Here is a 15,682-nt window from a genome sequence, read left to right on the forward strand (position 1 = left end):
TATAAAATTTGAACTAACTACAAAATTTCGTTCGCAATTACAAAAAGATTGGGAACGGAAGACGGAATAGTGCGCCCAAATATTTTAAATTTTAATGGTCACTTAAAGGAATTCCCTGTTCCTGAAACATCTTCCAGTTGAGATATTCCGGCGCAACGCGGTGTTCTTCCATCGTGATGCAATCTTCCACGGGACACACCAAATTGCAGAGATTGCAACCGACACATTCGGGGTCATTTACGACGTAATTATTGTAAGGCATGCCGTCTATTTTGAAAATCGCCTGGTGCGAAGTGTCTTCACACGCGATATGACAAAGGCCGCAATGGATGCATTTGTCCTGGTCAATATTCGCAATAACATGATAATTGATGTCGAGTTTTTCCCATTCCGTCATCGTTGGAACTGATTTTCCGATAAAATCTGTAATTTTTTCAAAGCCTTTTTCGTCCATCCAATTGCTTAAACCTTCATTCAGATCTTCCACAATCCGGAAACCATATTTCATTGCAGCGGTACAAACCTGCACGGAAGTTGCGCCAAGAAGCATAAATTCTACAGCGTCTTTCCAATTTGAAACACCGCCAATTCCGGAAATCGGAACCTGACTTGTAAGCGAATCTTTCGCAATGGTTGTCAACATTTTGAGCGCAATCGGTTTCACGGCAGGACCGCAATAACCGCCAAAAACGGATTTTCCACCGACATTTGGATTGGGAACAAAAGTATCTAAATCAATTCCCGTAACAGACTGAATGGTATTTATTAACGACAAAGCGTTGCTTCCGCCTTCTACCGCGGCTCTTCCCGTGGGAACGACTGAATGTACATTTGGCGTTAATTTCGTGATGACCGGCAAAGTGGCGACTTCCATTACCCATTCTACAACCATTTTTGCAATTTCTGGATCTTGCCCAACCGCAGCGCCCATTCCGCGTTCCGTCATTCCGTGCGGACAACCGAAATTTAATTCAAATCCGTGTGCACCTGTTTGCTCGCAGCGTTTCACGATGTCCTGCCAACTTTTTTTATCGTTATCTGCCATCAAAGAAATGACCATCGCTCTGTCTGGAAATTCTCTAACAACTTCTATAATTTCTTTTAAATTAACTTCTAAAGGTCGGTCAGAAATAAGTTCAATATTATTAAAACCCGCCATTCTTTGCCCATTAAAATTAATTGCGGAATAACGTGAAGAAACATTTTTCACTTGAGAACCTAAAGTTTTCCAAACGACGCCGCCCCAACCTGCTTCGAAAGCACGCATCACGTTAATTTTTTTATCTGTGGGCGGCGCAGAAGCGAGCCAGAAAGGATTTGGGGATTTTATACCTAAAAAATCACAAGAAATATCTGCCATAATGTTATTTTAATAATTGATGTATGATAATTAATTTAAAAAACGTTTTTATTTTTTATTTGGGCAGCAATTTCCGTCTTCCGTTCCCAATCTTTTTTTTCAAATACAAAAAAAGGATTTCCACTCAAGACGGGCTGCAATCATATTGTGTTTCAATTAAATGCAATTGAAGTAATCTTAAATATTTGAAAAATTATTGATTTATAAATTCTAAAATTGATTTCGCCGCATCTTTTCCGTCCTGAACGGCGTTAACAACTTCTTTTCCGCCATTGATGCAATCGCCACCAGCAAATATGCCTTTTAAGTTGGTAGATAAGTCTGCATTAACAGAAATTTTTCCGTAGTTATTGTGAAATTGATTGTCATTAACCAAATTTTCAAAAGGGGTTTGTCCGGCTGCTTTGATGATCATATCAACTTCCAAAGTGAAAGTTTCGCCAGTGTCAATCGGACTTCTTCTTCCAGAAGCATCGGGTTCGCCCAAAGTCATTCTGCTACAAACCAAACCGGAAACTTTTCCGTCGGTGAGTAAAACTTCTTTTGGCGCGGCTAAAAATTCTAATCTGCAACCGTCTAATCTTGCGATGTCTAACTCAACGTCTGTGCAAGGTTTTTCGTTTTCTGTTCTTCTATAAACGATGGTCACTTCATTTGCGCCTAATCTTTTTGCTTGAGTTGCGGCATCAATTGCAGTCATTCCAAGTCCGATCACTGCGACTTTATCGCCAACTGGAATTTCGGAAAAATCGTTCGTTCGTAAATCATAAATATAAGAAATGGCATCTTGAACACCATCAGAAAATTCTTCTGGAATCCCCAATTGTCGCGCAACACCAACGCCGATTCCCATAAAAACGGAATCAAAATTATTCTGCAGATCTTCAATTTGAAAATCTTTTCCTAATTCCTGGTTGTATTGAATGTCAATCCCACCGATGGATTTAATATATTCTACCTCATCTTCACAAAATTCTGGCGTTACTTTATAAGCCGCAATTCCGTAAGTCATTAAACCGCCGCCTTTTGATTCTTTTTCAAAAACAGTCACTTCAGTTCCTTGCAGTGAAAGATAAAATGCACATGATAATCCCGCGGGTCCAGCGCCAATAACGGCCACTTTTTTTCCGTTGGAAGGTTTTCTTTCAAATAATTTCCATTTATTTTCGATGGCTGGTTCTGTCGCGTAACGCTGAAGTTTTGCAATGTGAATCGGCGTTTCATCTAATAAATTATAAACACAAGCGCCTTCACACAATTTTTCTACGGGACAAACTTTAGAGCAACCGCCACCAAAAATATTTGATGTAAAAATTGTTCTCGCGGAACCTTTTAAATTATCGGTTGCAATTTGTTTAATGAATTTTGGAATATCAATACTCGTCGGACACATTTTGGTGCAAGGCGCATCATAACACATAATGCAGCGATTTGCTTCCAAAATAGCACCTTCTTTATTCTCAAAAGGGGGATGAATATCTGAAAAGTTTTGTGAATATTCTTCGGTAGTTAGTTTTTTGGTTGTTATCATTGTTTTTTTTCTTTTTATTGAAATCTTTTAGCACAAAGCCATAAATATTTTCACAAGAGAAACTATCTATTTTAAATTTTTAGCACACAAAGTTTTATTTTCTATTTGGTCGGAATTTTATTTTTCTACCAAATCTTTTCACTATTAAACATTGAATCTTTTGCAGCCCGACTTGAGTGGAAATCCTTTTTATTTTTTTCGAAAAAATAAAAAGATTGGGAACGGAAGGCGGAAATTGCTGCCCAAATAATTTTAAAATTTATAATTCTGTTAAGTTGCCATAAGTTTCTGCTCTTCTGTCCCGATAAAATTGCCATTTTGAGCGGATTTCTGTAATTAAATCCATATCAAGATCTGCAATCAGAAGTTCGTCTTTATCGTCTGAGGCGCAGGAAAAAATTTCACCCATTGGATTTACGAAATAAGAAGTGCCATAAAATCTGCCCAAATTCCATGGTTTTTCAATTCCAACGCGATTGATGCAACCCATGAAATAGCCGTTTGCAACCGCGTGTGCAGGTTGTTCTAATTTCCATAAATTTTGAGATTGACCAACTGTTGTTGCGGAAGGATTGTAAACGATTTCGGCGCCGTTTAAACCCAATGCTCTTGCGCCTTCGGGAAAATGACGGTCGTAGCAAATGTAAACACCAATTTTAGCATATTTAGTTTGAAAAACGGGATAACCTAAATTTCCTGGTTTAAAGAAAAATTTCTCCCAAAATCCGCCAGTTTGTGGAATATGATTTTTGCGGTATTTTCCTAAATATTTTCCGTCTGCGTCAATGACCGCGGCGGTGTTATACAAAATTCCTTCGCCATCTTTTTCGTAAACTGGAACTATGATCACCATTTGATATTTCTTGGCATAATCACTCATTAAATCAGTTGTCGGTCCAGGAACGGTTTCCGCGGAAGCATACCATTTTGCGTCTTGTCCAGGGCAAAAATAGGGCGTGTTGAAAATTTCCTGCAAGCATAAAATCTGAACACCTTTTTCACCGGCTTCCTCAATAAATGGCAAATGTTTTTCGAGCATTGCTTGTTTTATTTCGTCAATGCTTCCTTCGCCTTCGGTTATGGCGAGGGACATTTGGATCAAACCAGATTTTATTTTTCTTAACATTTTAAATTAATTTCAAATTATTAATTACGAATTACGTTGTTTTTTTGTCTCTAGACTAGATTTCATAGTTATTTGAATTTTACCAATAATTCTACAAATTACTTGAGCATCTTTTATTAAACTTTGCGCCATATCTTGACTTAAATATTCAGTTGCAAATAATAGTTTAACCAATATAAAGTTTCTCTCGCTTCCCTATAAACAATGGAAAGTTTCGAAATAAAATCTACTTTTGATTGTCCTCCAATTGGTTCTTCAATATTTGCTCCGATTGAAGTTCACTTCTTAATAATTGTTTTGAAAGTAAAAATTCACGTTTTTCTAATTTCAAATATTTATAACAATTCACAATTCTTATTGCAAAAGCAAAACTTTTTTGTTGAATTATATTATCATTTTTCATCGTAATTTCCGTAAATTCTTATTCGTCATTAAATCTTATTATCCACTTTATTTCTTCTGATAAATTTTCCGTAACCCTTTTCTGCAAAACATTCATTGTTGTCAATTGCTTTTTTACCGCGCAAAAAAACTGTTTTTACTTTCCCAGTAATTCCCCAACCTTCATAACCGCTGTAATCTACATTCATGTGGTGTTTTTCAGCAGAAAGCACGTGTTTTTCATTGGAGTCAAAAATCACCAGATCTGCATCTGAACCAATTGAGATCGTTCCTTTTTTAGGAAACATTCCGAAGATTTTTGCAGCGTTTGTAGAAGAAACTTCTACGAATTTTTGCAAAGTGATCCTGTTTTTTAAAACACCTTCAGAAAACAACAATTCCATTCTGTTTTCAATTGCGGGATGTCCATTTGGAATTTTCGAAAAGTCATCAATTCCCAATAATTTTTGTTCCCACATAAACGGACAATGGTCTGTTGCAACTACTTGCACTAGACCTTGATTGATCCCTGCCCAAAGTGTTTCCTGGTCTTTTTTTTGTCGTAAAGGTGGCGACATTACCCATTTTGCACCTTCAAAATTATTCTCATAAAGTGAAGCATCTAAAAGCAAATATTGAATACAGGTTTCCACAAAAATATTTTGATTTCTATTTGTCGCATTTCTTACTGCATTCAAAGCGCCTTCACAAGTCATGTGAACAATATAACCGGTGCATCCTGTAAAATTTGCCATGTCGATAAATCGCTCACTCGCTTCGGCTTCGGTAACTTCCGGTTGCGATAAATAATGATAAAGTGGTTCTAATTTTCCTTCGTTCCTATGTTTTTGAACTAAGTAATCAATCACATCACCGTTAGTTGCATGAACATTTATCAAACCATTATATTTTTTAACTTCTTCCATTAAACCAATCATTTGTCGGTCATCAATCATCAACGCGCCTTTGTAAGCCATGAAAGTTTTGAAAGAAGTGATGCCTTCTTCTTCAATAAATTGTTGGATTTCCGGTTTCGTATTTTCATTAAAATCAGTCACCGCCACATGAAAAGAATAATCACCAACTGCAGTTCCAGTCGCTCTTCCTTGCCATTCTTCAAGCGCAGAATGCAAAGATTTTCCTTGGGTTTGAAGAATGAAATCAATCACAGTCGTTGTTCCGCCAAAAAGTGCGGCGCGCGTTCCGGTTTCGTAAGTGTCGCTGGAAGAAGTTCCCATAAAAGGCATACTTAAATGAACGTGCGGATCAATTCCACCGGGAAAAATCATTTTTCCTGTTGCGTCGATTGTTTCGTCTGCTTCAAAATTTAGATTTTTTCCAATTACAGAAATGGTTTCACCTTCAATAAAAATATCGCCGATAAAGTTATCAGATGAGGTAATTATATTTCCGTTCTTTATTAAAGTACTCATTTTCTTAATTTTAAATTAAATTTAATCAAAATAGATCATTTAAATAATTTTAGGTTTTTTAGACTTCATTAATATTAAATAAACAATTGCGCTGACAAAAAATCCAACAAACCACGCATAGTTATACAAATGATTGATCCATTCTGGAACTGAATTTTCAGGAATTGCTTTTACTGTGACTAAGAATCCCGCAATGTTTGGTAAAATCCCGATGATCAAAGCTAAAACGGCGTAACGGTTAATTCCGTTGGTGAAAGAATAAATTCCGTTGCTTTGATATAAGTCATTAAGAACTAATTTTTGTTTTTTAATGAAATAATAATCGGCAATCAAAATCCCGCCAATTGGTCCTAAAAGTGAGGAATAACCAACGAGCCAAGTGAAAATATAACCGGAAGGATCTGCAATTAATTTCCAGGGACAAATTAAAATCCCGATAATTCCCGTAATGTAACCGCCGGTTCTGAAATTAATTTTTTTAGGGTTTAAATGGGCAAAATCATTTGCTGGACTTACAATATTAGCAGCAATATTAGTCGCCAAAGTTGAAAGCGCGATTGCCAACATTGCAAAAGCGACAAGTAATTTATTTTCAAATTTTCCGGCTAAAATAACTGGATCCCAAATTGTTTTGCCATAAATAATAAAAGTTGCAGAAGTTACTACCACGCCAATAAACGCAAAAACTGTCATCGAAGTAGGTAAGCCCAAAATTTGACCTTTGATCTGTGCGTTTTGGTCTTTTGCATATCTTGTAAAATCTGGAATATTTAAAGATAAAGTTGCCCAATAACCCACCATTCCTGTTAAAGCAGGAAAGAAAAATTTCCAAAAACCTGCGGAATCATTATCGAATTTTGAAGGTTGTGACAAAATTGGACCTAATCCGTGCGCCGCAAAAATCGCCCAACAAAGCAATGCAATTGCAGCAACTGGAAGAAAAACTGCTTTAAAAACCAGTAATTTCCGAATACTTTCTACGCCCAAATAAACAACATACATATTAATTAAGAGGAAGAAAATAAAACATAAAAAAGGAACTAAACCAGGGAAAAATCCGGTGATCACAGCATCGGGAAGACTTGGAAAAAATATTTTTAAAATTTGATAAATTGCAGCGCCACCGATCCAGGTTTGAATTCCGAACCAGCCACAAGCCACAATTGCCCGTAAAATTGCAGGAATATTGGCACCAAAAGTTCCGAAACTTGCTCTTGCAAAAACTGGGAAAGAAATGCCATATTTTGTTCCGGCGTGACCGTTTAAGATCATCGGAATTAAAACTACTAAATTCCCTAAAAATATGGTAAGAACAGATTGCCACCAATTCATGCCGCCTTCTATTAGAGAACTTGCGAGCATATAAGTTGGAATACACATTGACATTGAAATCCACAATGCAGCAAAGTTGAAAGTGCCCCAAGTTCTATCTTTCAGGGCAATTGGCGCTAAATCTTTGCTGTAAAGTTTAGAATTTTTTATTATTTCTTTGTCAAGCATACTTATATTTAAAAAAGATTTTAAGTTTTAAAACCGTTAAAAAATTTAATATTAAATTACAGATTGATCTGCAATTTTAAGAGCTTCAGAAATGATCGCTAATCCTTCATCAATTTGATCTTTTGTGACAATTAAAGGTGGCGCAACGAATATGTAATTCCATTTTACAAAGGTGTACATTCCTAATTCTTTAATTTTTGCGGCGACTTTATTCATCACAACCATTTCTTCTGGTTTAGCATTGTAAGGCGCCATTGGCTCTTTAGTATCACGGTTTTTCACCAATTCGATACAACCCAATAATCCTGTATTTCTGAAGTCGCCAATAGATGGATGAATTTTCTTTAATTCTTCTACTTTTTCTTCCATATATTTCCCCATTTCGCGCGCTCGTTCGATGAGATTATCTTCTTCATAAATTTTTAAAACTTCTAAAGCGGCCGCACAAGCAACGGCGTGAGCGGAATAAGTTAAACCTAAAGGTAAAAATGCATCGTCGTATTTTGACGCGATTTTTTCACTTACCATCAAACAACCTAAAGGTAAATAGCCACAAGTCAGCCCTTTTGCCATCCCAATCATATCGGGAATAATACCGTGATTTTGAAATCCAAACCATTGTCCGGTGCGTCCAAAACCTGACATTACTTCATCCATAATTAAAAGAATGCCGTGTTTATTGCAAATTTCTCTAACTTTTTTTAAATAATTTTTAGGATATTTAAGGCAACCTGAAGTTCCAGATTCACCTTCCAAAATAATTGCAGCAATTGTAGTGGGACCTTCGTAAGCAATCTGACGTTCCAACGATTCAATTGATTCTTTTAATAAATTTTCTTCACCACGTTCATAACGGTAAGCAATAGGTAAATCAAAATGGACAAAATTTGGTGCTTGTTGGGAATCAACAGGAATTTTTCTGGGATCGCCACCTGCGGAAATTGTTCCAATGGTTGCGCCGTGATAAGATTGATATCTTGCAAAAATTTTGTGACGTCCCGTATAAAGTCGGGCTAATTTTATGGCATTTTCATTTGAGGTGGCACCACAAACAGTAAAAAATGCGCGGTTTAAATCGCCCGGACAAATTTCTGCGAGTTTTTTACCTAAGTCACCGCGAACTTTAGAAACGCAGGACGGTGAAATAAAAGCCACTTTCTGCATTTGTTTTACTACGGCGTCAGTAACGCGCTGATCGCCGTAACCAATATTTGAATTCATTAAACCAGAAGAGAAATCTATAATTTTTCGGCCTCCAAATTCATACAGATAAACGCCTTCTGCACGTTCAATGGCGAAAGGATCAATTCCTTTTTGTTTGCTCCAAGACATGATGGTATGATTCAAAGCATTATCTATAACTTCTTGTTTTTCTGTTTTATTTAATGTTTCTGACATTTTAAATTTTTTATTTAATGTTTCAAAGTTTTATTAGTAGAAATATGCTGCAGCCCGACTTGAGCGGAAATCCTTTTTTATTTAAAAAAATAAAAAAGATTGAGAGTGGTAGGCGGAAATTGCTGCCCAAAAAAATTACGAATTTATAATTACCAATTAGGTATTGTAAAAATCTTCTCATTAATTTGAAATTCGTAATTGTTTCTAACTCATCCAATTTACACTTGCTTCAGGATTCCATTTAATAGTCGTTTTCTTAAGTTTTGTCCAAAATTCGATGGAACTTTTTCCAGTAATATCTCCAACTCCAAAACGGGAATCGTTCCAACCACCGAAAGAAAAAGGCTCTCTCGGAACGGGAACACCGATATTTACACCGATCATTCCGGCGGAAGCGTGATCCATCACGTGTCTTGCTGCAGCCCCACTTTGCGTGAAAACTGCTGCCGCATTTCCGTAAGGATTTGCGTTTTCAATTTCTAAGGCTTCATCAATATTGTTGGTTCGCATAATAGAAATTACAGGTCCGAAAATTTCTTCAGTTGCGACGGACATGGTTGGTTTTACAAAATCAATAATTGTGGGCCCCACATAAAAGCCACTTTCTCTACCTTTTACGACTGTGTTTCTTCCGTCTAATAAAATTTTCGCACCATCTTTTTCTGCTTGAGAAATATAGGATTCAATTCTATCTTTGGAAACTTTGGAAATAACGGCACCCAAATTTTCACCAGGAATAATTTTTTTCGCTTCTTCAACCATTTTTGCAATAATGTGATCAGTTTCGCCCACTGCAATCATCGCGGAAGCAGCCATACAGCGTTGCCCGGCGCAACCAGCCATTGAAGCAGTTACATTTGCAGCGGTCATTTCGGGGTTTGCATCAGGTAGAACTAATAAATGATTTTTTGCACCACCTAATGCGAGGCAGTTTTTAAGATTTGACGTGGCTCTTTGATAAACTAATTTTGCCACTTTTGTAGAACCTACAAATGAGATGGCTTTAATGTCTGGATGATCACAAATGGCTTCCACGATTTCTTTGTCGCCATGAACTATGTTTAAAACGCCATTTGGAAGTCCGGCTTCTTTCAATAATTCTGCAATTTTCATTGCACTCAATGGAACGGCTTCGGATGTTTTTAAAATCATGCAATTTCCTAAAGCAATCGCATTTGGAATCGTCCAGTTGGGAACCATTGAAGGAAAATTAAAGGGAACAATTGAGGCCACAATTCCTACAGGAACTCTTTCTACACGACATTCAACACCTTTGCTGACTTCTAAAATTTCACCTTGTATCAACTGAGGTAATGATACCGCGAATTCTGTTAATTCGATGGATTTCTCAACTTCGGCTTTCGCTTCACCGAAGGTTTTTCCATTTTCTTCCTGCACCAATTCTGCAAGTTCCTGCATGTTCTTTTCAAGTAAAGTTTTAAATTTAAAAAATACCTGAACACGTTCTTTTATTGGCGTGACAGACCAAGTTTTAAATGCTTTTTTCGCAGACTCTACGGCTTGGTTTAAATCTTCGTTAGTTGACATAGCAACTTCGGAAATCACCTGACCATTTAAAGGTGAATTAATGTCGATCCATCTATTGGAAATAGAATCTACTGATTGACCATGGATGAAGTTTTTGGTTTTCCCGTATTTTAATTGTGCTGACATATTCTTTGATATTATCGAAATACTAATTGATAAATTAAAATTAATTTTACCAAATGTATACATATTAAAACAAAATTTGCAAAAAAATATTTATTTAATGTAAATTTGTTTATGAATTCACAGCATTTACACGAATTAGATTTTTCAATTTTAAAGGAACTTCAAAAAGACGGTCGCGTTTCTTTTACAGAGATTGCAGACAAATTGGGCGTTTCTATAAGCAATGTTCGAACGAGAGTTACAAAACTTATTGAAGAAAAAACGATACAGATCGTAGGAAGAGTAAATCCGCAAAAAGTGGGTTTTAATGCTTACGCGAATATTGCAGTGTCAGTAAGACCCGCGCAAAAAATTCCAGATGTTATAGATTATTTAATGAAGATGCCGGAAGTTAGTTTTCTTGCGAATACTTCGGGTGACTTTGACATTGAAGTTGATATAATGACTAAAAATAATGATCAGCTCCATGATCTGGTTAATCAAAAAGTTGCAAAAATTGATGGTGTTTTTCAAACCAGAACTACTCTTTATATGAATGTTCATAAGTATGCGCAACCAGATTTAGATTTAATCAAATAATTTTTTGAAAATTGTTTTCTAAATAATTAAAAAGCACAATTATCTGCAGGAATCTTTCGGCATAAATTTGGCTACCCTCAGGTTATCTAAAAATATGATATTCTGTGTCATATATTTTTAGAATTCTAAATTATTATGTCAGAAAAAAGTTTAATATTATTCCGGTTTTTAGGGCTTATCGGCCTTTACTCAGCCAAAATATTATATATAAAAAATTGTGACTATATTTTATTTAATCTGACACTTCAAGACGACTTTATAAATTTGAACTTTCCGGTCCAGATAAATTTATTAACGCATTCCTGCTAATAAACTACTTTCTTGTTAACCGATTTTAAAAGTTGACATTCTGAAATTTAATTTTAAACATCACATTTACAAGCACATTAAAAATATGAAAACTAAAAATTTAATTCAAAAATGCATTGACACTGTAAGAATCTTATCTGCAGATGCCGTTCAAAAAGCAAATTCAGGACATCCCGGAACACCGATGGCCTTGTCGCCTTTAGGGCACGTTTTGTGGGCAGAAGCGATGAATTATAATCCGAAAAATCCCCAGTGGGCAAATCGAGACCGATTCGTACTCTCTTGCGGTCACGCCTGTATGTTGCAATACAGTTATTTGCATTTAACCGGTTATGGAATTTCGTTGGAGGATATTAAAAACTTTAGACAATTACACAGCATCACTGCAGGTCATCCGGAATATGGATTGGCGCCAGGAATTGAAGTGACAACTGGGCCCTTGGGACAGGGATTTGCAAATGGCGTAGGAATGGCGATTGCGCAACAATACATGGCGAAAAGATATAATCAGCCAGATTTTGACATTTTTGATTATAAAATTTATGCGATTTGTAGCGATGGTGATTTAATGGAAGGCGTATCCGCGGAAGCAGCTTCTCTGGCTGGTCATCTTGGTTTGGGAAATATGATTTATTTCTACGACAGCAATCACATTACAATTGAAGGAAATACTGATATCGCTTTTGATGAAAATGTTTCTAAAAGATTTAAAGCCTACGGATGGCACGTTCAGGATTTGTCAGATATAAATGATTTAAAATCACTCAGAAAAGCCATTAAAAAAGCAAAAAATGAAACGAATCGGCCTTCTTTGATAAAAGTTCGTAGTATTATAGGTTACGGAAGTCCACATAAAGAAAATTCTGCCGCCGCTCACGGTTCACCATTAGGTGTCGAAGAAGTTCGTTTGGTAAAAGAAAATTTCGGGTTTGATCCTGATAAAGATTTTTTCATTCCTGAAGAAGTTGCAGATTTTTATAAAAAAGCCGGCGAAGTTTCTGCAGAAAATGAAAAAGAGTGGAATGATTTATATAAAAATTATAAGAAACGCCACCCGGCTTTAGCCAAAGAATATGAGTTGATTACATCCGGAAAATTACCTGAAGGCTGGAAAGAAATAGTACCCGTTTTTGAGCCCGGCGAAGGAATAGCCACCCGAAAAGCCTCAGGAAAGACGTTGAATGCGATTGCAGGATTTTTACCTAATTTAATTGGTGGTTCCGCAGATTTATCGCCTTCCACAGACACAATTCTTAATGATTATCAATCTTTTTCTTCAGAACACCGCGATGGCAGAAATTTTCACTTCGGAATTCGTGAACATGCAATGGGTGCGGTTTTAAACGGAATGGCTTTGAGTAATTATTTAATTCCTTACGGCGCCACATTTTTAATCTTTTCAGATTATATGCGTCCACCAATCCGTTTGGCGGCTATTATGAAAATTCGTCAGATAATGGTCTTCACGCATGACAGCATTGCTTTGGGCGAAGATGGAACAACGCATCAACCAATTGAACAATTAATTGGATTACGATCTGTACCAAATATGACGGTTATTCGTCCCGCCGATGCCAATGAAACAGCGCAAGCGTGGCGAGTTGCAATCGAGCACATAGATGGGCCGGTTGCAATTGCGTTAACACGTCAGGAAATTCCAATTATTGATCAGAAAAAATACGCAAATGCAAAAAATCTGGAAAAAGGGGCGTATATTTTATCAGATTCAGATGGTGAACCGGATGTAATTTTAATCGCAACTGGCTCAGAAGTCCATTTAATTTTGGAAGCGCAAAAGGAACTCAAAAAAAATAAAATTAATTCACGTGTTGTAAGTATGCCGTGTTGGAATTTATTTGATAAACAATCTGCCGCTTACCGTGAAAAAGTTTTTCCAAAGAATATCAGAAAAAGATTGGCTGTGGAAGCAGGTTCTTCGATTGGTTGGATGAAATATACCACAGATGATGGCGATGTAATTGGCATCGATAAATTTGGTGAATCTGCACCAGGTGATGAAGTGATGAAAGAATATGGTTTTACCGTAGAAAATGTGGTGAAAAGAGCAAAGGCTTTAATTTCTAAAAAGTAATTTTATCCTTATTATCACTTTCAACGCATCATTTAATTAAATAAAAAATGGCAAACGAAACATCAAATAAAATAGGAATTTGCGCAGATCACGGCGGTTTCGAACTTAAAGAAAAGATTAAATCTTTTCTAAGTTTAAATAACTTTGAGTGCGTAGATTTTGGTGCAACTGAATTAAATAACGCTGATGATTTCCCAGATTTTGTAATTCCACTTTCAAAAGCAGTCGCGTCGAATGAAGTTTTTCGAGGGATTGCGATTTGTGGAAGCGGCGTGGGCGCCTGTGTGGCAGCGAATAAAATCTCAGGCGTTCGCGCAGCGTTAATTACAGATTACTTTTCCGCGCATCAAGGTGTGGAAGATGATGATATGAACTTGATTTGTCTCGGCGGTCGTGTCATAGGATATGCAAGCGCAGAGGAATTGGTTTTGGCTTTTCTTAAAGCTAAATTTATCGGCGAAGAAAGACATTTGAGGCGTTTAGAAAAGATCAAATCAATAGAAAAAAATTAGAAAAAATTTAATCTAAAAATATCGCTTTTTTCTACACACTTTTTTTAACTTTAAAAATAAACAAAATGAATCCATTAAATAAAATAAGAGAGCAAAATCAAAGTATTTGGCTCGATTTACTTGACCGTGAAATCATGGAATCCGGCAAATTGCAAAGTTTAATTGACAATGATGATTTGCGCGGGTTAACTTCTAATCCCTCTATTTTTGAAAAAGCGATCAGTGGAAGTTCAGATTATGATCAGGATATCGTTGAACTTTCAAAAAAAGAAGATGATAATGGAGTGATATTTTTCGAAATGGCAATTGCAGATATTCAAAAAGCGGCTGATATTTTTAAACCAGTTTATAATAAAACCAATGGGGAAGATGGTTTTGTGAGTTTGGAAGTTTCGCCTTATTTGGCTCGCGACACAGACGGAACGATTGCGCAGGCAAAAGATCTTTGGAAAAGAGTCAACCGCAAAAATGTAATGATAAAAATTCCGGGAACTAAAGAAGGATTGATCGCTATTCGAGAATGTCTTCGCGAAGGAATTAATATCAATGTAACCTTACTTTTTGGACTTCCACGTTACAAGGAAATCACCGAGGCTTTTATGGGCGGACTTGAAGACCGGCTCGTTGAAGGAAATTCTATAAAAGACGTTTCTTCTGTGGCAAGTTTCTTTTTAAGCAGAATTGATGTGATGGTAGATCCAATACTAAAAGAAAAAGGTGCAGAAAATTTAAAGGGAAAAATTGCAATTGCTTCTGCAAAACAAGCCTATCAGATTTATCTTGAAATGATTTCCAGCGACCGTTTTAAAAAATTAGAAGAAAATGGTGCGCGACCGCAACGTGTACTTTACGCGAGTACCGGAACAAAAGATCCTTCATTTAGTGATGTTTTATATGTCGAAAGTATCATCGGAAAAGACACTATTAATACGCTTCCGATGGAAACTATTGATGCATTTCGAGATCACGGCAAAGCCGAAGAAACTTTAATTCAAAATATAGAGGAAGCAAACCAGGCAATGTCTGAATTAAAGGAAAAAGGAATTGATATCGATAAAATTACACAAAAACTAGAAAATGAGGGCATTGATAAATTCAGTGACGCTTATAATAAATTGCTGAAAAGTATTGATGACCAAAAACGTAAAAAAGATTAGAAAATGACCAAATTTGATGCTTCGAAAATAAAAGTTATTTTTATGGATATCGGCGGGGTTCTGCTTACCAATGGTTGGGGACACGAATCTCGGCAAGAAGCTGCGAAAGTTTTTGATTTTGACTATACAGAAATGAATATTTTACACAATTTCATCTACGACGTTTTTGAGATTGACAGCATTTCACTTGACGAATATCTCAACACCGTTCTTTTTCACAGTAAGCGTGATTTTACGAAAGAGGAATTTAAAAAATTTATGTTTGAGCAATCTACTGAATTACCTGAAATGTTAGAGTGGGCAAAATCTTGGAAAAAACAAACCGATTTACCCGTTTTTGCATTAAGTAATGAAAATGCGGAACTCAATGAATATCGCATTCAAACCTTTAAGTTACACGATTTATTTGATGGTTTTTTCTCTTCCTGCTATCTTGGTGTGAGAAAACCTGATCCCAGAATTTTTAAAATGGCAATGGAAATCGCACAAGTTAAACCACATGAATGTATTTATTTTGATGATAGACCAATGTTAGTTCACGCCGCCGAAAAATTAGGGATGAACAGTATTCTGCACCAAGATTTTGAAACAACAAAAAATATTCTCGAAAATTTTACAAGAAAATAAAAC

The 15,682-nt window shown here is 36.2% G+C and carries 13 protein-coding genes; 5 read left to right on the forward strand and 8 right to left on the reverse strand.

What is annotated here, in order from left to right; translation table 11 throughout:
• Nucleotides 1-91 precede the first annotated feature (91 nt).
• From preA to ACVBED_RS07870, 8 genes are all read right to left on the reverse strand, one after another.
• Nucleotides 92-1,360, reverse strand: a complete 1,269-nt coding sequence (preA, locus tag ACVBED_RS07835) for an NAD-dependent dihydropyrimidine dehydrogenase subunit PreA (RefSeq protein WP_447121300.1) — start codon at nt 1,358-1,360, stop codon at nt 92-94.
• Between the two features lie 193 nt (nt 1,361-1,553).
• Nucleotides 1,554-2,891: an NAD(P)-dependent oxidoreductase gene (locus ACVBED_RS07840; protein WP_447121301.1), complete on the reverse strand. Its 1,338-nt coding sequence runs from the start codon at nt 2,889-2,891 to the stop codon at nt 1,554-1,556.
• Between the two features lie 259 nt (nt 2,892-3,150).
• Nucleotides 3,151-4,017, reverse strand: coding sequence for a nitrilase-related carbon-nitrogen hydrolase (locus ACVBED_RS07845; protein ID WP_447121302.1), 867 nt, complete (start codon nt 4,015-4,017; stop codon nt 3,151-3,153).
• Between the two features lie 140 nt (nt 4,018-4,157).
• Complete coding sequence (locus ACVBED_RS07850; RefSeq protein WP_447121540.1) at nt 4,158-4,289, reverse strand: four helix bundle protein; 132 nt, start codon at nt 4,287-4,289, stop codon at nt 4,158-4,160.
• A gap of 159 nt (nt 4,290-4,448) precedes the next feature.
• Nucleotides 4,449-5,831, reverse strand: coding sequence for a dihydropyrimidinase (hydA, locus tag ACVBED_RS07855; RefSeq protein ID WP_473094825.1), 1,383 nt, complete (start codon nt 5,829-5,831; stop codon nt 4,449-4,451).
• Nucleotides 5,832-5,870: 39 nt separating this feature from the next.
• Nucleotides 5,871-7,331 (reverse strand): NCS1 family nucleobase:cation symporter-1, encoded by a 1,461-nt coding sequence (locus ACVBED_RS07860; protein ID WP_447121305.1) that lies wholly within the window; start codon nt 7,329-7,331, stop codon nt 5,871-5,873.
• A gap of 51 nt (nt 7,332-7,382) precedes the next feature.
• Nucleotides 7,383-8,729: an aminotransferase class III-fold pyridoxal phosphate-dependent enzyme gene (locus tag ACVBED_RS07865; protein WP_447121306.1), complete on the reverse strand. Its 1,347-nt coding sequence runs from the start codon at nt 8,727-8,729 to the stop codon at nt 7,383-7,385.
• A 204-nt stretch (nt 8,730-8,933) separates the two neighbouring features.
• The gene (locus tag ACVBED_RS07870) at nt 8,934-10,403 is read right to left on the reverse strand and encodes a CoA-acylating methylmalonate-semialdehyde dehydrogenase (RefSeq protein ID WP_447121307.1); all 1,470 of its coding nucleotides are present in this window, start codon (nt 10,401-10,403) and stop codon (nt 8,934-8,936) included.
• A 111-nt stretch (nt 10,404-10,514) separates the two neighbouring features.
• On the opposite strand from ACVBED_RS07870, the gene ACVBED_RS07875 reads away from it, so the two are divergent.
• The 5 genes from ACVBED_RS07875 to ACVBED_RS07895 all read left to right on the forward strand — a co-directional run bounded on the left by ACVBED_RS07875 (nt 10,515) and on the right by ACVBED_RS07895 (nt 15,679).
• The gene (locus tag ACVBED_RS07875; protein ID WP_447121308.1) at nt 10,515-10,982 is read left to right on the forward strand and encodes an Lrp/AsnC family transcriptional regulator; all 468 of its coding nucleotides are present in this window, start codon (nt 10,515-10,517) and stop codon (nt 10,980-10,982) included.
• A 394-nt stretch (nt 10,983-11,376) separates the two neighbouring features.
• Nucleotides 11,377-13,383: a transketolase gene (tkt, locus tag ACVBED_RS07880; RefSeq protein ID WP_447121309.1), complete on the forward strand. Its 2,007-nt coding sequence runs from the start codon at nt 11,377-11,379 to the stop codon at nt 13,381-13,383.
• A gap of 47 nt (nt 13,384-13,430) precedes the next feature.
• Nucleotides 13,431-13,895 (forward strand): RpiB/LacA/LacB family sugar-phosphate isomerase, encoded by a 465-nt coding sequence (locus ACVBED_RS07885; protein ID WP_447121310.1) that lies wholly within the window; start codon nt 13,431-13,433, stop codon nt 13,893-13,895.
• 65 nt (nt 13,896-13,960) lie between these two features.
• Complete coding sequence (tal, locus tag ACVBED_RS07890) at nt 13,961-15,052, forward strand: transaldolase (protein WP_447121311.1); 1,092 nt, start codon at nt 13,961-13,963, stop codon at nt 15,050-15,052.
• A gap of 3 nt (nt 15,053-15,055) precedes the next feature.
• On the forward strand, nt 15,056-15,679 hold the full coding sequence (locus tag ACVBED_RS07895) for an HAD family hydrolase (RefSeq protein WP_447121312.1): 624 nt from the start codon (nt 15,056-15,058) through the stop codon (nt 15,677-15,679).
• Nucleotides 15,680-15,682: the final 3 nt, after the last annotated feature.

Source organism: Halpernia sp. GG3 (genome assembly GCF_052976925.2).